We start from the raw sequence: 18,347 nt of genomic DNA, 5'->3' as shown, positions 1-18,347 counted from the left end.
ATTATCCGCTCCGGTCAGTAACCAGATAGACTGAGGGACTCCGGTTTCTCAGCTTGATAATTTTATTTATGTTTTACCTCTTTACGGAATCTGGTCTCGCTAACAGCCAGGTTCCTTTTTTATATTCAATACATTAAGAATAAATGCAGAAAAGCCAAAGTGCCCCCACACTTTGACTTTTATCTGTTATATAGCTTTGGCTATAAATCTCTACTTTTAATATTTAGGGTTTTATTCGTTTTGCTTTTTAAACAGGTTCAGATGTTTAAATTTTTCCAAAAGCTGTTCCTGAGTTTCTATATATTGAGGATTAGGCTCGATACAATCAATTGGACAGACAGCCATACAGGTTTCGTGTTCATAAAATCCTACACATTCAGTACAGCGTTCTGCATCAATTTCATAGATTTTTATACCCTCATAAATAGCATCGTTCGGGCATTCTGGTAGACACATATCACAGTTAATACATTGCTGCGTAATATGAAGAGCCATATTATTCTGCTGTATATGCTAATGAGGCGGCAGAGATATCTACAGCCGAGTTTGGAAGATTACGAATGAGTAGGGCATATTGTATATCGACTTCTGCTGGTATAGGAATCTCGACAATATGTCCTGAACCTTTAGCCTCCATAATCAGGTTCCCATTTTTATCTTTTATTTCAGTCAGAGTAAAAGTGATATTACCTCGCGTAGTCATCAACTCTAAAGAATCGCCCACCGTAAAACGGTTTTTTACATCAATCTGGATGTAATCACCATTCCGCTCCAAAACTTCACCACAGAACTGCTGATGATCGAAGCGAGATGAGCCGGTGGTATAATTTTGATATTCACTATGTACATGTCGACGCAGAAAGCCTTCAGTATATCCCCGGTTGGCGAGACCTTCTAACTGTGTAAATAGTGATGTATCAAAAGGTCGACCTGCCAGTGCATCATCAATTGCTTTGCGATAGATCTGGGCAGTGCGTGCACAGTAAAAATAAGATTTGGTACGACCTTCGATCTTGAGAGAATGTACCCCTATTTTAGTTAGCCGTTCTACATGCTGTACCGCACGTAAATCTTTCGAGTTCATAAAGTAGGTGCCATGTTCATCTTCTTCTGCTGCAAACATGTCTTCTTCATTGCGCTGTAACAGTACGGGCTCTTTAACCTGTTGCTGGCCAAGCATATGTTGCTGGTCTACTTCAGTCTTGTTACAGCAACCTTTAGGCAGATCTTGTAGAGCAATTATGTCACCTGTTTCATCTTCAATAGCATTATGAATTTTATACTCCCAGCGACAGGCATTGGTACATGCACCCTGGTTTGCATCACGCTTATTCATATAACCAGACAGCAGGCAGCGGCCTGAATAAGCCATACACAGGGCACCATGTACAAAAACCTCAATTTCCATATCGGGTACGTTTTGTTTGATTTCTTCTATTTCTTCAAGAGAAAGTTCACGTGATAGAATCACGCGCGTAAGCCCCATGGTTTTCCAGAATTTAACAGTCGCCCAGTTTACTGCATTAGCTTGCACAGAGAGATGAATGGGCATATCAGGAAAATGTTCACGTGCCATCATGATGAGGCCCGGATCGGACATAATGAGTGCATCCGGCTTCATGGCAACTACAGGTGCCAGATCACGTATAAAATTTTTAAGCTTGCTATTATGTGGCTGAATATTCACGACTACATAAAACTTTTTACCTAACTGATGTGCCTCTTCAATACCTGTTTTTAGGTTGTCATGATCAAATTCGTTGTTACGAACACGCAGACTGTAACGTGGTTGACCTGCATAGACTGCATCTGCACCATAGGCAAAAGCATAACGCATATTTTTAAGTGAGCCGGCAGGAGAGAGAAGTTCGGTAACGTAAGAGAGAGTCATGGCAATAAAGCAAAAGGCATAAATAAAATATGGCTTTATTGTATGGATTTGAAAAAAGGATTCAACCCAGTAAAACAGTTGGGATTTTTAGAATTATCAGGTTAAGAAAGCTTCTGATTTAAGTCTGGCGAATGAAATCTTAAATTTTAGTAGAAAGTTTTTTTATAATAAAAACCGGGCATTATCGCCCGGTTTTTTATTTAACTCATCTTATTTTTCAACAAAAGCCCGTTCAATAACGTAATCGCCCATTTCACCCATACGCGGCGATTCTTTCAGGCCATGCTGATCTAGCAATCCGGCAACATCACGCAGAAAGTGCGGACTGCCGCATAGCATTGCACGGTCATCTTCACGATTAAATGCGGGCAGATTTAAATCTTCAAAAATTTTCCCAGATTCGATCAGAGCGGTTAAACGGCCTTGAGTTTTGAACTCTTCACGGGTTACAGTCGGGTAGTACACCAGTTTATCTTGAATACCTAAGTCTTGGAAAAACTCATTATTTGGTAATTCATCTAAAATCAGGTCCTGATAAGCCAGTTCAGAAATGTAACGTGTACCATGTACAACAATAACTTTCTCAAAGCGTTCATAAGTTTCAGGATCACGAATAACAGACAGGAAGGGAGCTAGGCCAGTTCCTGAGGAAAGTAGCCATAGATTTTTGCCTGGCAGCAGATCATCAAGTACCAGTGTACCTGTCGGTTTGCGTGAGACCAGAATCTCATCACCCACCTGAACTTTCTGCAAAATTGAAGTAAGTGGGCCATCTTGTACTTTAATCGAGAAAAATTCCAGTTCTTCTTCATAGTTTGCACTGGCGATAGAATAAGCTCGCATTAATGGCTTGCCATTGACTTCAAGTCCAATCATCACAAACTGCCCATTTTTAAAACGTAGACTCGGATCACGAGTTGTTTTAAAACTAAATAGCGTGTCATTCCAGTGGTGAACGTGAGTAATCTTTTCGACGTTAAACGCAGCCATTAAAGGTCTCAATTATCTATCAAATTAAACAGCTTGCTATTCTAATCTAAAAACATTCTCGATAAACTGAATATATTTAATTGTGTTTATAAGCAAAAGTGATGAAGCCTAGTGTATCACTCCCTATTATCGGGTATATGAAATCTCCCTATCAGGAAAAGTTTGGAATACCGCGCCAGCCTAATCTGGTTCAGATTGAGTCCTATATTGATATGTTACCTCCCTATAATGATCTGCTGGCATTTGCAGGTATTGAGGCGTTTAGCCATCTATGGCTGGTATGGCAGTTCCATGACAATAAATCTCAGGACCAGACTGATAAGTTTAGGCCTCAAGTGCGTCCACCACGTCTAGGGGGTAATAAAAAGCTTGGGGTGTTTGCAACCCGAAGTATGTACCGTCCAGCGCCAGTGGGCCTGTCAGTGGTACAGCTTAAAGAAGTAAAAAAAGTGGGCAAAGCACTGCGAGTTTATGTTACCGGAAGCGATCTGCTTGATGGCACCCCTGTTCTCGATATCAAACCCTATATTCACTATTCAGATGCTATTCCCCATGCACAGAGCGGTTATGCGCAGGAAGAGCCACTTCGCAAAGAAGTAAGCTGGACGGAAGAGGCTTTAATAAAACAGCAAGTGCTTGAGCTGAGCGATCAACTTATTCAGGAGTTAAATGATGTTTTATCATTTGATCCACGTCCGGCTTATCAGGAAGATCCTGAACGTATTTATAAGATGAAGTTTGCTTGTCTTGATATTAGCTTTAGCGTACAGGCAGAGCAGATTATTATTATTGATCTTATCTGAAATTAGTTTAGATTGGATTTGATACGGCGTTTATGTTCAAACATCTTCTGATCGGCTTCTGTGACAGCAGTCAATAAGCCTTTAGAGGGATGCCGCATAACATAACCAACAGCGGCACTAACGCCACCTTCTTCCAGTGCTTTTAACATCCGCTGCAATAGAAGTTCTGCGCCTGCCTGGTTGTTCTCAATACTGAGAATACCAAATTCATCACCGCCAAGCCGAGCAACAATATCATTGCTACGAGCATTATTCTTTAATATCTCAGCAGCCTGTCGAATAAAACGGTCTCCTGCTACATGCCCCAGGTTGTCATTTACTTCTTTTAGACCGTTCAGATCAATAATAAAGACCGCAGCAGGATGTCCATGCCGTTTACAGCGTTCTTCTTCTGTATTGACCAGCCGGTCCCATGCCCGACGGTTATATAAACCGGTCAGTACATCACTTAAAGCTTCAACCTGTAGGCGCTCATACTGGCGGATCTGCTCATTTTCACGTAGTTCAACCTGTAAAATCCGGCTAAGCAGGCCACCGAAAACTTCAATCAGGTCAGCATCATGGACAATTGAATCAGGTTTGGGGTGAGGATCAATGGCACAGAGTGTGCCGAACAGACTGCCATCTTCATTAAGCAACGGCTGGCCAATATAAGCTCTGATACTGACTTGCTTGGCAATAGGCGCCGCTGCATATAAGGGTATATCTTCAGAGCGGGGTACAATTTTAGGAGCATCACCAGTAACCATATGTGCACAAAAAGAATCTGCCCAGCGAAAGACCTGACCAGGCTGGATGTCATAACCCGTCGTTTCACTTTGTAAAACAATCCAGTTATCACTTTCCACCCGTGTAATCATCCATAAACTGAAGCCGAAGCGTTTATGCAAATAACCTAATACGGCTTTACCGGCTTCCTGAAAACTTCCGAAATTCGCATTGCTCATCCATTGAACCTATAGTGTAAATACCTGGCGAAGAGCTAGTTATTTATTTAATTTAAAGTATTTTATTTAATTAAAAAACTGGTATTAATGATTTTAAAATAATCTAAGTATAATAATTGAAGTTTAAGGTAGAAGTGATAATATTTTGTCTTACAAGATTAAGACTTTACTTCTAAAAGCTTTTTATATCTTTAAAAAATAATATTTTTTATATTAACTATAAACAATCCATTAATTTTATATGGCCCTGTACTGCATCAGAAAATAACTCTGTTATAGTATTTAAGGATGCAGGGGATATAATAGTGAAGTTTAATTTTGAAATAGATACAGTCTGGTGCCTGGACCATTTACAAAAAGACGGCCGGATTACCGAGCGCGACAAACATTTGGTTCAGACCACCCAGCGGCAAAAACAGCATTTTAAATGGCATCCCCTGCAATGGATTGCAAATTTTAATCTCAAAGATCAACAGCATCCATTGTTATCCCTGACATTAACTCGCTTATGCCAATGGCTGGCCGAAAAAGCTGAAATTCCTTTCTATGTTATTGATCCTTTAAAGGCGGATGTAACTGCACTGACTGGAATCATGTCGCAGGAATTTGCTGTTAAAAATCATATTTTAGCAGTTGAAGTTCAGGCAGATCAGGTATTGATTGGTACAGACCAGCCTTTTATGACTGAATGGATTACTAATCTTGAACGAAGCTTAAGGCCTAAAAAAATCCAGCAAGTGCTCCTTAACCCTGAACAGTTGCAGCGGTATCTAGTGGAATACTATCAGGTTAGCCGCGCGGTCAGCTCTTCTCAAAAAAGCAGCACACACGATCGTACTAATAAAGGCGTAGAGGCACTCTTACAGCTGGGTGATACTCAGAATCCTGATGCTAATGATCAGCATATTGTAAAATTGGTGGACTGGATTTTACAGTTTTCATTTGAGCAGGGAGCCAGTGATATTCATCTGGAACCACGTAAAGATAACGGCAAAATCCGCTTTCGGATAGATGGGGTATTGCATACGATTTACAACATGCCGGCCAGCACACTGACGGCAGTAATTTCCCGGTTAAAAATTTTGGGGCGTCTGAATGTTGCTGAAAAGCGCAAACCGCAAGATGGCCGTCTGAAGACGCGTACACCTAAAGGCCAGGAAACGGAACTGCGCTTATCGACCTTACCTACGGCGTTTGGGGAAAAACTGGTTATGCGGATTTTTGACCCTGAAGTCTTGGTCCGTAGCTTTCAGCAATTGGGTTTTGAAGGGCGTCTGCTTAATGCATGGCAGGAAATGACTCAGCATAGTCACGGTATTATACTGGTGACTGGCCCGACTGGTTCAGGGAAAACCACAACGCTATATTCTTCCCTAAAACAGCTGGCAACCGAACAGGTTAATGTCTGTACCATAGAAGACCCGATCGAGATGCTGGAGCCAAGCTTTAACCAGATGCAGGTTAATCATGGAATTGACCTGGGTTTCGCAGACGGGGTACGTGCCCTGATGCGACAAGACCCTGATATTATTATGGTTGGCGAAATCCGAGATCAGGATACAGCCAATATGGCAATTCAGGCAGCCTTAACTGGGCATCTGGTCTTGTCAACTTTGCATACCAATGACGCGCCTTCTAGCTTAACCCGTTTACATGATCTCGGTGTGCAGCCTTTTTTGACTTCAGCCACAATCTTAGGCGTATTGGCTCAGCGCTTGGTTCGTACCTTATGCCCTCACTGTAAAGAAGAGGGGCAAATTAATGAACATCAATGGGAACATTTAACTTTTGACTATATTATGGAAGTTCCAAATACAGTCTATCAGGCAGTGGGCTGTGAAGTCTGTCGTAACACAGGTTATAAAGGCAGAATAGGTCTTTATGAGTTTATGCCAGTAAGTCTGGCACTCAAACAGCAGATCAGTCTTGATGCATCGCTCGATCAGATTCGTCAGCAGGCCAAAAAAGAAGGGGTGGAGCCATTGCGTATTGCAGGCGCCCGAAAGGTAATTGCAGGCTTAACCACACTCGAGGAAGTATTACGCGTAGTGCCTTTAAATTAATAAAATAATTTTAATTTCTTAAGATTCAATTCATCTTTAGCTGTTTTAATACTCTTATTCGATAATGAGTAAATAAACGAGGTAAAGTGCGTATGAATATGGCGAAACTGGCTTTGTTAACAGGTGCTCTAAGTATTGGTGGCGTGGCTATGGCAAATACTGCCGTGAATCATGCAGCAATCAAAACGGCCCAGGTTACTACGGTAAAACAGGCACTGACCGCAAAAGATGATACCCGTGTGCAATTGCGTGGTCAGGTGGTAAAAGCCTTAGGCGATGAGAAATATCAATTCCGTGACCGGACTGGCACAATTACTGCCGATATTGATGATGAATTATGGCAAGGTAAACCTATTTCTCCAACTACAACCGTAACATTGACCGGCGAAGTTGATATCGATTATAAACCGACTAAACGTGTAGAAATTGATGTAGATTCAGTGAAATTTTAAAGTTTTTAAGCTGTAGTTGTTTCGTGTTTTGTTAATCCTCCTTAGAAACCACATTACTTGCCATTTTAGTAATGTGGTTTTTTTATTGGGCTTTGAATATTTCAACTTTTCAGGGCACTATCAAGATACATAAAAACAGAGATATAAAATAAGGATGAGAATTTTACTGGTTGAAGATGATACCTCTCAAGGTGAAAGTATAAAGACCTGGCTGGAACTGGACGGTTATAGTGTAGATTGGGTAGAGCGGGGAGATTATGCGATGACTGCTCTTAAACAGCACGACTATGAATGTATTTTGCTCGACCGGGGGTTGCCTTATGCCAGTGGTGATGAAATTTTAAAGACCCTGCGACAACATCAGGCCCAGACTCCTGTTATTTTTCTGACAGCCCGTGACAGTATCAGTGACCGGGTGGAAGGATTAGACCTCGGTGCCAATGATTATCTGGTCAAGCCATTTAGCCTGGAAGAACTTTCAGCACGTATACGTAGCCAGATGAGAAACCTGCAAGCGGGACAAAGCCAGACACTGATATGGAATAATATTTGTCTGGATCCGAAAGCAAAAACGGTACAGCAGGAAGGCGAAAGCCGTGACCTGACAGCCAGAGAATTCCAGATTTTGTATAAGTTGATGCAACATCCGAATCATGTGGTGACACGTGAACAGCTGGAAGAGTCGATTTACGCTTGGGGGGATGAAGTCGAAAGTAACGCCATTGAAGTCTATATTTATCAATTACGCAAAAAGTTAGGTAGCCACACAATCAGGACTATTCGTGGTTTAGGTTACCGTATGGGCGAAGCCTAAATGAATGCAAAGCCAGATTCTTTACAGTCTCAACTCATCCGTACTACTATGCTGGGCAGTATTTTGGCGGGACTGCTGGCCTTTTTGCTGCTGATTGGTATTGCTGTTTATCATGCCATGCAGGTTCATGACGAGATTATGGACGAACTCGCAGATACATTGTTGGTTTCTGATTTGTCTGCGAATTCGGGACAGCTTGACGAACTGAGTAATGAATTTGATATTCAGTATCAACTAAACTGGCAAGGGCGTACGCTGGCCCATTCTACCCACTTACAGCAACAGCTTTTTAACGACCTGCCACAAGATTTTGGACTGGTCTGGAAAAATGGTCACTTGTGGCGTAGCTATACGGCGCAGACTAATGATAAACAGTTGAAGGCTGAACTGATCCAGCCCTTGGCTGTTCGTTTTAAGGATATTATCAGAAGTATTCTGATTTACGCTGTTGTATTGTTGCTGGTCTGGCTGGTTCAATGGCTATGGAGTCATTTTGGTATACAGCGGCAGTTGCGTTCCTTAAAAAAGCTCAGTCGAACGATTGCCCAGAAGTCACCATCCGATTTACAACCCATTGAACAGCAGCCATTGGTACAGGAGATTGAACCTGTTATAAATTCGCTGAATCAGTTATTGAGCCGGCTGGATCGGGCATTGACTGCCGAGCAACGCTTCACAGCCGATGCATCCCATGAATTGCGTTCACCCTTATCTGCAATTGCTATGCGTTTACAGGTTTTAAAACGTAAATATAGCCACATTCCTGAACTTGTTCCTGACTTGTTAGCTATTCAGAATGATGTGACCCGTAGTACCCGGGTGTTGGAAAATTTGTTATTACTGGCCAGACTTGACCCTGCTGCATATCAGCAGATGCCTGGTAGTCTGCTACAGCTCCAGCCACTTATTGATGAGGTTGTATACTCACTGGAACTTTTTGCACAGGAGCGTCAAGTAAGTATTCATCAAATAGCTGCATTACCACACGCAGAAATATATGGAAATCAGGAACTCTTATTTACCTGTATCCGTAACCTGATTGATAATGCAATCCGCTATGCACCTGAACATGGTGCAGTTTATATTACCTTAAAAGACGAGCAGCATCACTACCGGTTAATGATTGAAGATAACGGAGCAGGGGTAGATTCAAATACTTTAGAGCGTTTAGGCGAGCGTTTCTTTCGTGGATTAGGTACACGAACATCAGGCTCAGGTCTAGGCCTCTCTATAGCGCGAAAAATTATGGAACTACACAGAGGCTATATCGAATTTACCCCTTCAGACTATGGTGGTTTAAAGGTTACCTTATTATTTTTAAAAGCCCATCAGATAGAATATAAATAAAAAAACAGTATGGGAGAGCCATACTGCCTGTTTCCACGTTTATTATTTTTTGAAGCTGTAAATAGTTATTTGGTTAGAATTAAACGATTGTTGCGGGTCAGACGTAAGCGGTACTCTTCACCCGCATGCATAATACGGATTTCACGCCCGAGTGCAAAAAGATTGCTGGATTGTAGCATTGGCAGAGAAGTGCTGGCTTGAGTCTGGCGTGCAAATAGGTTGAATGGTGCGTTCATTTGTTATAGCTCCGTGGTGTGCAAGAATTCAAATAAATGATAATCATTATCGAATGAGTCTGTCAAATAGAATTTTAAGAATTTATAAACTTCTTATTTTTGCTTACACTAAGTAAAAGCTTATCTCGGATTATTCAATGTCTAAGCCTATCGTGCATGTTGCTGTCGCTTTATTGTTTCATCGTTCAAAAGTATTGGTTGGCTGGCGAGAAGCTAAGCAGCACCAAGGTAACAAGTATGAGTTTCCAGGTGGAAAAGTTGAAGGGAATGAAACTCCTGAAGAAACCTGTCGGCGTGAAATTTATGAAGAAGTCGGGGTTGGCTTGAGTGACTGGCATCCTTTTAGCCTGATCTGTCATGAATATGACGATATTACAGTACATTTGCATCTGTTCTTTGCACATGTACCAGAGGAGATGTTAAACCAGATTCAGAAACCATGGGCTTGGTACACACGTGAAAAATTACAAACACTTGATTTTCCAGCTGCTAATCAGCCAGTGATTGAGCGGTTATATTGGCCACATTCAATCAGGATTGGTACAGCACTTTCAGCGATAGAGCAATTAGCTCAAGATATGCTCTTTTACTGGCGGCCTGAAGAGGCTGAAATTGATAAAAATTGGCTTTTGGAATATAGCATTCAGCAACTAAATAAATTAATAGTGCCTTATCAAGTCTGGCGGTCTCTTAATGTTGAACAGCAACATCACATCGCTGCTGTACATTTAAAACAGTCTGAACAGATGTCTCTGAAAAAAGGCGAACTATGTATTGGGATTCGTTATATTGCTGCCTGCCATGATGCTGCTTCAGTACAGCATGCTGTTCAAATCGGGTGCGAGGCTGTACTTATTAGCCCTGTACAGGCTACTCCGACTCATCCAGAAGCACCAGCATTAGGCTGGGATGCATTTGCAGAACTTGCTCATCAGGCCGATGTGCCCGTTTTTGCTCTAGGCGGATTGTCTAGAGAGGATCTGGAGTGTGCCCGGCAGTACGGCGCCTATGGTATTGCCGGAATCCGTCATATCTAAGTAAAGAAACCAGTTTAAACAGGTCAAGAAGCTAGAATGTATTCAAAGCTGTTTTGGCTTCTTGAATGCTTTTACTGTTTTTCTGAGATTGAGCCGCTTTTAAGATATTTAACCAGAGCTGCTTTTTCATTGGATTGCTCTGTGCATAGCTTAAGCCCCGGCGAGCCAGTGCTTCCGCATTAGCTGGCTTGTTTTGTCTATTAGCAATCATTGAAAGATACAAAAAGGTTTCAGCGGACTGAGGAGCCAGTCTTTGTGCTTGCAATGCATAGCTTTCAGCCTGAGACCATTGGCCCTGTTTATAAGCAGTTTGTGTCTGCAACATCATTTTCCGGAATGCAGGAAGTTCACGACCATCCTTGAACTGCTGTTGAACCTTTTGCTCAGGCACCACTATCTGCACCTTCTGGCGTTTAATTTCTTCCGGCTCATACGGAGTAATTTTTACGCCCGAAGATGTAGCCTGCACTTCAGGAACAGGTCTTGGTGCCAGTTTCTGTTCTTCAGGCTGAGGTAGAGGCGCCGTCTGACAGCCAGCCACTCCAAGCAATGCTAAGGCAAATATGCCAGGTTTTATATGATTCACAAATTTTCTCTATAGCATTTAATTTTCATAACTTCCGCTTGAGATGATTCGGCCTTCAGAAGACGGTAACGTCTGTTCCATTTCAGTCTCGCTTTCACGGATATAGTTTTCGATACTATCTTCTTCAGGCGCAGGTGCGTCGTTATGTTCGGTATCAGGTGTGTAAACTGGTTCGACCTGATAATGTGAAAGGCCACAGGCAGTAGCTCGGCGTGGTACTGTATGACGCAGTATAGGAATGTACATGGCACCTTCACAGCCCTGAGCAGATAAATAACCGGTAGCGCGGTCAATCCAGTGCCACTGTACATTATCAGTCTGGCGCAGATTGACCGGTTCCTGTTTCAACTGTTTCATTACATTAATCCATACCGGCAATGCACCTGTAGAACCAGTAAGGCCCGTTACCTTGTTATTGTCTAGCCCTAGCCATACTACTGCCAGATGATTGCCTGAATAGCCTGCAAACCATGAGTCACGTGTGTCATTGGTGGTACCTGATTTACCGGCCAGTTTAAGGCTGGCTGGAAAACTGTTATATGCAGAACGCCCAGTACCAATGTTCATGACCTGCTGCAGGCCATAGTTTAGAATATAGGCACTCGACGGGTCGATGGTCTGCTGTACATCCAGTCCGTAACGGTCCAATAGCCGGCCATCTGCATCTACTACTGTACGTATGGCACGTGGTGGATATTTGAAACCACCAGTCGCGAAGTTTTCATAAATACTCATGACTTCCATTGGCGACATTTCGACAGCGCCCAAGAAAATAGACGGAAAGGCTGGAATGTTTGAAGTCACTCCAAATTTTCTTAACTGATTGGTAAATGTCGAGAGGCCAAATTCCTGACCAAGTCGTACAGCAGACAGATTATAAGAGTTAGCCAGCGCCTGCATCATGCTGACTACACCATATTCACCACCCGCATAATTCTTGGGTGTCCATTCCTTGCTTTTATCTATTGGAATACTGATAGCAGCATCCTGAATCGAACTGGCCCAGGTATAACGCCCTGACTCAATAGCACTCAGATAGATCACCGGTTTTAAAAGTGATCCTACTTGACGTTTGGCATCAAGAGCACGGTTAAAGCCAGTAAAATCCTGAGTTGAACCAACAGCAGCTATGAGTTCTCCATTCTCCGGATGAGCAATCAGTACTGCACCCTGCAGGTTTTTTAAACGGCCTGGATTACGCTTGGATAAACGTTCTACAGAATTTTTGAAAGCTGTCTGCACACGGGTCTGGGCAATCGGGTCAAGTGTTGTAAAAATACGCAAGCCTCGATTGGTCAGGTCGCCATCCTGATATTCGGTACGTAGCTGACGGCGTACGATATCGAGAAAATCTGGAAATTTGGCTGGTCCTAAAGTTGGCTTGCTAATTACATTTAATGGGCGGGCACTTTCTTCTTCATATTCAGCTTCAGTCAAGTAACCCATCACCTGCATGTTTTTTAGTACTACATTGCGGCGTTTCTTAGCCGCTTCAGGATTACGCCACGGGTTATATAAGGAAGGACCCTGTACCAGGCCTACCAGGAAAGCCTGCTGTGAAATATTCAGTTCACGTAAAGGCAGACCAAAATAGAATTGGGAAGCCAGACCGTAACCATTAATTGAATAATTACCATTCTGGCCCAGATTTACTTCATTCAGGTATGCTTCCAGAATTTCATCTTTGTCATAATGAAGTTCGATGAGCATGGCCATCAGGGCTTCATTAATCTTTCGTTTATAGGTTTTTTCAGGTGACAGGTAAAAGTTTTTAACCAACTGCTGGGTCAGAGTAGATCCACCCTGGCGGCGTCCACCAGTCAGGTTGCTGACCAGAGCCCGGGCAATGCCTCGCACTGAAACACCATGATGATGATAGAAGTTCCGATCTTCAGTCGCAATTAAAGCTTCAATGAGCGGTTTTGGTACACGGTTCAGTTTAATCAGAACCCGGTCTTCATTATGCTGCGGATAAATACCGCCAATCAATAAGGGCTCCAGACGGGTAATACCACTTGTAGAGGGTTTGGTTGTGCGTACTTCGCTGATCTTCTGGTCATTAAAAGTTAATTCCAGAATCTGTTCTGGTTCTACGCTATCACCAAAATCAAAGCCCCGGGTATGGACATATAAGGTATTCCCCTGAGATACATATGAACCTGACTTATCATAACTACTTGCCGATTTATAGCCGAGCAATTTAAGTTCTTGGGCAAAGTCTTGCTGATTGACCGGGGCATTGGTATAGATTTCCAGAGGGCGAGCAAAAACTTTCGCCGGAATATCCCAGCGCTGTCCTTCAAATTTGTCCCGGATAATATTATCTAAGCGGATTAAATATATTCCAAAGGCGACAAAGCCCCCAATAATAAGCACTGAAAAAATGAGTGCAATCAAGCCAATACCACGTTCAAACTTCATAAACGGAAGACATTACCCAAATAAATTTTGCTAATCATGCGAAGCTTTCACCAATTTTGCAATGCTTAAACTGTGAATAAACTCAAATTGGGAACTTGCTCACTTTTACTGTTGCGGTTTTTGAATGTTTTTTTAAAACAACTTTGATAGTGTTATTATAACCAAGAACCGTAAAGGAGTCCGGCGATCTCGTGCAAATAACACATAAGACTTTTCGTAATATTGGCTTATTAGGACGTCCCGATAAATCCTCTGTTGTAGAGACCTTGTGTTTGATTCATGACCACCTGGTGAGTCGCGGTCTGCATCCGGTATTTGATCAGGAAACTGCACAGCTGGTGCCCTATACAGATCCGCAAACAGTCAGTCGGGCACTGCTGGGTGAAATTGTTGATCTGGTTATTGTCGTAGGTGGAGATGGTTCGCTGCTCCACGCAGCACGTGCTTTGGTCCATCACAATACACCAGTAATCGGTGTTAACCGTGGACGTTTAGGTTTTTTGACCGATATAAAACCCTCTGAAGTAATTTTTAAGCTGGATCAGGTGTTGCGTGGAGAATTCCAGCTGGATCGCCGTTTTCTTCTGGAAATGGAAATTCGGTCACAGGGCAATATCATCTATAATGCAATTGCTCTAAACGATATTGTGCTGCATTCAGGCAAGTCAGTTCATATGATCGATTTCGAGATGAATATTGATGGACAGTATGTCTATCGTCAGCATAGTGATGGACTGATTGTTTCTACCCCGACTGGTTCTACAGCTTACGCACTCTCAGGTGGTGGCCCGATTGTACATCCGGGAATGGATGCTATTGTATTGGTGCCAATGCATCCCCATACATTATCATCGCGTCCAATTGTTGTGGGCGGACATAGTGAAATTAAACTGGCTATACGTGAAAATCGTGTGATGCCAATGGTGAGTGCCGACGGTCAGAACAGCGTTTCCCTGAACGTCGGAGATTGCCTGCATATCCGTAAATATCCCTTCAAGTTAAATTTGCTGCATCCACCTGGTTATGACTTTTATATGGCATGTCGTACCAAGCTGGGCTGGAATCAGGATTTTGACTCTTTTCATCAACAGGATTGATCATGAATATTGAACAGATGCTTGCCGTTTTAAATCCTGAGATTGTAGAACGTCTGAGAACTGCCGTTGAAATCGGCAAATGGCCAAATGGCGAGCCACTTACTCAGGAGCAACGTGAAACCTGTCTGCAGGCTGTGATTGCCTGGGAGGTTAAACACCTGCCTGAAGAGGAGCGCACTGGTTATATTAACCGTGGCAGCAAAAAAGAAGATGAGCACTGTGACTCACATGAGCCACAACAGGATGAAGAATTTAAACCGATTCGTTTTGTTTAACTTTATATATAGGCAAAGATAATCCAGTCTTTGTACTTAAAAGCTTTTACTGAGGCCTTAGATTTAAGTCAAAGTAAAAGCTTTTTTATTGTAACTTTCAGCTTTCCATACAGACATCAATAATGCTGTCCTCTTCAAAAACCACGCATATTACATATTGGCTAATTTCATCTGGCAAAGAAAAGTCCAGATGGTTTTCATAATATGTCATCTCCTCTATGTCTAGCTCATCATCTGGAAGCGTATTACTTTTAAACTCAAGTTTTTCTACAACTTGAATTAAGCTTGGTTGAGCGGTGTGAAAGTATTTTTGCCAGTAAGATGTCTCAATTTCATCAAGATGATACTGTATGAACTCTAAAATGGCATTATAAAAAGGATGATTACTATTTATAGCAGCCTGCTGTAATACAGCGCATGCAGATAGCTCTTTAGTCATGTTTTACTCTTTATTGTTATATATAAATTTCTATAAAAATACTCAGGCGTTATGACTTTGACCTACCAGAACTGGTAAGCCAAAATAATTTTTTTACATTTAGGAAGAGTGCCGTGTAGCCCATAGTTCTTTAGCTTTTAACATGGCTTCGTCATAGGTACTACAAACACCCATTGTATATAAAGCAATTCCCATTGTTTCTGTGACAGCTGTTTCACCATATACATGAGTTTGTTTGCCTTCCCAGACTGCTTTAAATTTCTCCAGATTTAACTCTTCTTCAGCAAGGCTGCGTTCCTGTGTCAGTTTGGGCAGTTCATATTCATACAGCTCACTATTTTTAATACCACAAATCAGTGTGCGCGCATCCGGGTTACGCTCAAATTCGCCACCTTCACCCTTGATGACAGCGCTATTCTGGTAGCCTAACCGTGATGCAGTCTGCTGATGAGAACTGCGATAAGCCGGATGGAAAATTGCCTGTAATGTAGCCTTGGCATTAAATGGATTAATCAGGCGTGCCAATGTATGAATAGGGGAACGCAAGCCCATAACATTTCTGAGCGAGATCAAATCACTTAAGACAGGGGAAATCGCCTCAAGGGGAAGATAGGCAAAATTATGTTGTTCGAGTTCGTATTGAACATCCTGTTCACTTTGACAGATGGAATAGCCTAAGTATTCTAGCACCTGTTCAGTATAGAGCCGGTTAAGGGTATGACCTGATGCGCCATGCATAAATACTTTATAACCCGACTGGGCAAGCGTTAATGCTGCCAGCAGAAACCAGGGATAATGTTTTCGTTTGCCGGCATATGAAGACCAGTCCAGATCAACGGATAAAGGGGCAAAATTTAGCTGATCACGGGTAGCCTGTACAAAACCTGCCAACTCATCAACAGATTCCTCTTTTACACGTAACAACATCAGAAATGCACCGAGCTGAACATCCAGAACTTCTTGTTTGAGGATCATGCTGAATGCCTGATAGGCTTCTTCATAAGTTAATGACCTCGCACCATTTTTTCCTTTGCCAATAATCCGGACATATTGCGCAAAAGGATGCTCAAACTCTTTATAAAGATTTTTACGGGTGTTCATTGACAATTTTAATTAGATAATAAGTAAGTTTTTCCACTATGACATAAAACAACAAGGTGTGTAAAACTTTGGTGGGGTTAGACTAATGTCTAATAAGGAATTGTATACAGATTAGCCAGACTTAAAAATAACCATTCCATTATGATATTTCCTTCAAGTAAAATCCGCCTCAGATAGACTTTGTTAAGTTAATTTAATCTTCTCCTGCATTAATAGATTCTACTATTTATAGGTCTGAAGTCTAAGTCATTGATGTTAAGTCCCAAATTCGTTTTTTAAGGCGAATTATTTTCATGCTGAATATTTCCTGTATAGGTAAAAAGTTCTTTACCTTTTTGTTTTTACATGAAATTTCAGGGCTGTGTATTCCTAAGGATAGACCTTGCGCTGGGTATTGACCATGTCCAGAGATATGTAATGAAGAAAAGTTATGGCTAAAAAACCGATTTATAAATCACTTTATTTTCAAGTGATTATTGCGATTATCGCAGGTGTTCTTGTGGGGCATTACTTCCCGAGTACTACTGTCCTCATGAATGGTGTTGAGCAGCAGGTACCAGGTTTGGGCGAACAGCTTAAGCCGTTAGGTGATGGCTTTATTCGTTTAATTAAGATGATTATTGCGCCTGTGATTTTCTGTACTGTGGTAAGTGGTATCGCAGGTATGGAAAGTATGAAGTCAGTGGGTAAGACTGGTGGTGTTGCCTTACTTTACTTCGAAATTGTCTCGACAATTGCCCTGCTGATTGGTCTGCTGGTAATTAATATTGCCAAGCCTGGCGTAGGTATGAATGTTGATCCGGCAACTCTGGATACTGCGGGTATTCAGAAATATGTCGCTTCGGGTGAGTCGCAATCTACAGTCGATTTTCTGCTGCATATTATTCCTGAGACTGTAGTTGGAGCATTTGCAAATGGTGAAATTCTTCAGGTATTACTCTTTGCTATCCTGTTTGGTTTTGCTTTGCACAAACTTGGTGATGCCGGTAAGCCAGTACTTAAGTTTATTGATCAAATCTCGCATGTGTTCTTTAACATTGTAAACATGATCATGAAGCTGGCTCCGATTGGTGCTTTCGGTGCAATGGCTTTTACTATTGGTAAATATGGTGTAGGTTCACTGGTTCAGCTTGGTCAGCTTATTCTCTGTTTCTATATTACCTGTCTGCTGTTTATTTTTATCGTGCTAGGAACCATTGCACGCATTAGCGGTTTCAGTATTCTTAAAATGATCCGCCTGATCCGTGAGGAGCTTCTGATTGTACTAGGTACATCTTCTTCCGAGTCAGTTTTACCGCGTATGCTGAAGAAACTGGAAATTGCAGGTTGTGAGAAGTCTGTAGTGGGTCTGGTTATTCCAACGGGTTATTCATTTAATCTGGACGGTACTTCAATTTACCTGACTATGGCCGCGATCTTTATTGCACAGGCGACCAATACCCAGCTGGATGTAACTCATCAAATTACCTTGCTGCTGGTTCTGCTGATTTCATCTAAAGGTGCAGCAGGGGTAACCGGTTCGGGCTTTATTGTTATGGCAGCAACCCTGTCTGCTGTAGGTCATATTCCTGTCGCTGGTCTGGCACTCATTCTGGGTATCGACCGTTTCATGTCTGAAGCGCGTGCCTTGACTAACCTGGTGGGTAATTCACTGGCAACTATTGTAGTTGCCAAATGGGTAGGCCAGCTAGACAAAGACAAGCTGAATGAAGCTCTGGCTAATCCGGGTGAGGTAGACCGTCAGATGCTTGAGCAGAAAGCAGGACATATTTAAAAATATTTGAACAAAAAGGAAGCTTCGGCTTCCTTTTTTTTAGCTTTATGAACAGCAATAAAAACTCATCAGGT

The 18,347-nt window shown here is 42.1% G+C and carries 18 protein-coding genes; 9 read left to right on the top strand and 9 right to left on the bottom strand.

The window, feature by feature from the left end; genetic code table 11:
* Positions 1–231: 231 nt before the first annotated feature.
* From B3X18_RS12930 to B3X18_RS12920, 3 genes are all read right to left on the bottom strand, one after another.
* Positions 232–495 (bottom strand): YfhL family 4Fe-4S dicluster ferredoxin, encoded by a 264-nt coding sequence (locus B3X18_RS12930; protein WP_005026741.1) that lies wholly within the window; start codon positions 493–495, stop codon positions 232–234.
* 1 nt (position 496) lies between these two features.
* A complete protein-coding gene (gene yegQ / locus B3X18_RS12925) occupies positions 497–1,891 on the bottom strand; it encodes a tRNA 5-hydroxyuridine modification protein YegQ (RefSeq protein ID WP_005026738.1) in 1,395 nt (464 codons plus the stop codon).
* A gap of 210 nt (positions 1,892–2,101) precedes the next feature.
* On the bottom strand, positions 2,102–2,881 hold the full coding sequence (locus B3X18_RS12920; protein ID WP_005019549.1) for a ferredoxin--NADP reductase: 780 nt from the start codon (positions 2,879–2,881) through the stop codon (positions 2,102–2,104).
* Between the two features lie 101 nt (positions 2,882–2,982).
* On the opposite strand from B3X18_RS12920, the gene tsaA reads away from it, so the two are divergent.
* Complete coding sequence (tsaA, locus tag B3X18_RS12915) at positions 2,983–3,684, top strand: tRNA (N6-threonylcarbamoyladenosine(37)-N6)-methyltransferase TrmO (RefSeq protein ID WP_005019556.1); 702 nt, start codon at positions 2,983–2,985, stop codon at positions 3,682–3,684.
* Positions 3,685–3,686: 2 nt separating this feature from the next.
* Here the strand turns inward: tsaA and B3X18_RS12910 are convergent, their stop codons facing one another.
* The gene (locus B3X18_RS12910; RefSeq protein WP_005026732.1) at positions 3,687–4,631 is read right to left on the bottom strand and encodes a GGDEF domain-containing protein; all 945 of its coding nucleotides are present in this window, start codon (positions 4,629–4,631) and stop codon (positions 3,687–3,689) included.
* A 305-nt stretch (positions 4,632–4,936) separates the two neighbouring features.
* Here B3X18_RS12910 and B3X18_RS12905 point away from each other — a divergent pair, with 305 nt between their 5' ends.
* The 4 genes from B3X18_RS12905 to B3X18_RS12890 all read left to right on the top strand — a co-directional run bounded on the left by B3X18_RS12905 (position 4,937) and on the right by B3X18_RS12890 (position 9,307).
* Positions 4,937–6,694: a GspE/PulE family protein gene (locus B3X18_RS12905; RefSeq protein ID WP_034671241.1), complete on the top strand. Its 1,758-nt coding sequence runs from the start codon at positions 4,937–4,939 to the stop codon at positions 6,692–6,694.
* A gap of 92 nt (positions 6,695–6,786) precedes the next feature.
* Entirely contained in the window at positions 6,787–7,146 is a 360-nt protein-coding gene (locus B3X18_RS12900) for a NirD/YgiW/YdeI family stress tolerance protein (RefSeq protein WP_005019560.1), read from the top strand.
* A 154-nt stretch (positions 7,147–7,300) separates the two neighbouring features.
* The gene (locus B3X18_RS12895; protein WP_005026728.1) at positions 7,301–7,960 is read left to right on the top strand and encodes a response regulator transcription factor; all 660 of its coding nucleotides are present in this window, start codon (positions 7,301–7,303) and stop codon (positions 7,958–7,960) included.
* Positions 7,961–9,307: an ATP-binding protein gene (locus B3X18_RS12890; RefSeq protein ID WP_005026723.1), complete on the top strand. Its 1,347-nt coding sequence runs from the start codon at positions 7,961–7,963 to the stop codon at positions 9,305–9,307. It begins immediately after the preceding gene.
* Between the two features lie 65 nt (positions 9,308–9,372).
* Here the strand turns inward: B3X18_RS12890 and hemP are convergent, their stop codons facing one another.
* Positions 9,373–9,543 carry a hemin uptake protein HemP gene (gene hemP, locus B3X18_RS12885; protein ID WP_005019570.1) on the bottom strand — a complete coding sequence of 57 codons (171 nt, stop codon included), beginning with the start codon at positions 9,541–9,543 and terminating at the stop codon, positions 9,373–9,375.
* Between the two features lie 137 nt (positions 9,544–9,680).
* Here hemP and B3X18_RS12880 point away from each other — a divergent pair, with 137 nt between their 5' ends.
* Positions 9,681–10,580, top strand: coding sequence for an NUDIX domain-containing protein (locus B3X18_RS12880; protein ID WP_005026719.1), 900 nt, complete (start codon positions 9,681–9,683; stop codon positions 10,578–10,580).
* Between the two features lie 31 nt (positions 10,581–10,611).
* Here B3X18_RS12880 and B3X18_RS12875 read toward each other — a convergent pair whose 3' ends face one another.
* Positions 10,612–11,166, bottom strand: coding sequence for a tetratricopeptide repeat protein (locus B3X18_RS12875; RefSeq protein WP_005026717.1), 555 nt, complete (start codon positions 11,164–11,166; stop codon positions 10,612–10,614).
* 18 nt (positions 11,167–11,184) lie between these two features.
* On the bottom strand, positions 11,185–13,587 hold the full coding sequence (gene mrcB / locus B3X18_RS12870) for a penicillin-binding protein 1B (RefSeq protein WP_005026715.1): 2,403 nt from the start codon (positions 13,585–13,587) through the stop codon (positions 11,185–11,187).
* A gap of 191 nt (positions 13,588–13,778) precedes the next feature.
* On the opposite strand from mrcB, the gene B3X18_RS12865 reads away from it, so the two are divergent.
* Both B3X18_RS12865 and B3X18_RS12860 read left to right on the top strand, forming a co-directional pair.
* Positions 13,779–14,684: an NAD(+) kinase gene (locus tag B3X18_RS12865; protein ID WP_005019578.1), complete on the top strand. Its 906-nt coding sequence runs from the start codon at positions 13,779–13,781 to the stop codon at positions 14,682–14,684.
* A 2-nt stretch (positions 14,685–14,686) separates the two neighbouring features.
* Positions 14,687–14,959 carry a YeaC family protein gene (locus tag B3X18_RS12860; protein ID WP_005019580.1) on the top strand — a complete coding sequence of 91 codons (273 nt, stop codon included), beginning with the start codon at positions 14,687–14,689 and terminating at the stop codon, positions 14,957–14,959.
* A gap of 97 nt (positions 14,960–15,056) precedes the next feature.
* Here the strand turns inward: B3X18_RS12860 and B3X18_RS12855 are convergent, their stop codons facing one another.
* Together B3X18_RS12855 and B3X18_RS12850 are read right to left on the bottom strand one after the other, a co-directional pair.
* Positions 15,057–15,398: a hypothetical protein gene (locus tag B3X18_RS12855; protein WP_005026712.1), complete on the bottom strand. Its 342-nt coding sequence runs from the start codon at positions 15,396–15,398 to the stop codon at positions 15,057–15,059.
* Between the two features lie 99 nt (positions 15,399–15,497).
* Positions 15,498–16,499: a glycosyl transferase family protein gene (locus B3X18_RS12850; RefSeq protein ID WP_005026710.1), complete on the bottom strand. Its 1,002-nt coding sequence runs from the start codon at positions 16,497–16,499 to the stop codon at positions 15,498–15,500.
* A gap of 430 nt (positions 16,500–16,929) precedes the next feature.
* On the opposite strand from B3X18_RS12850, the gene B3X18_RS12845 reads away from it, so the two are divergent.
* Positions 16,930–18,273 (top strand): dicarboxylate/amino acid:cation symporter, encoded by a 1,344-nt coding sequence (locus B3X18_RS12845; RefSeq protein ID WP_005019585.1) that lies wholly within the window; start codon positions 16,930–16,932, stop codon positions 18,271–18,273.
* Positions 18,274–18,347 lie beyond the last annotated feature (74 nt).

This window comes from Acinetobacter sp. UBA6571 (assembly GCF_002434085.1).
In the GTDB taxonomy this organism is placed as follows: domain Bacteria; phylum Pseudomonadota; class Gammaproteobacteria; order Pseudomonadales; family Moraxellaceae; genus Acinetobacter; species Acinetobacter radioresistens.
Note: the sequence above shows the minus strand (reverse complement) of the source record. Positions and strands in the feature narration are given on the sequence as shown.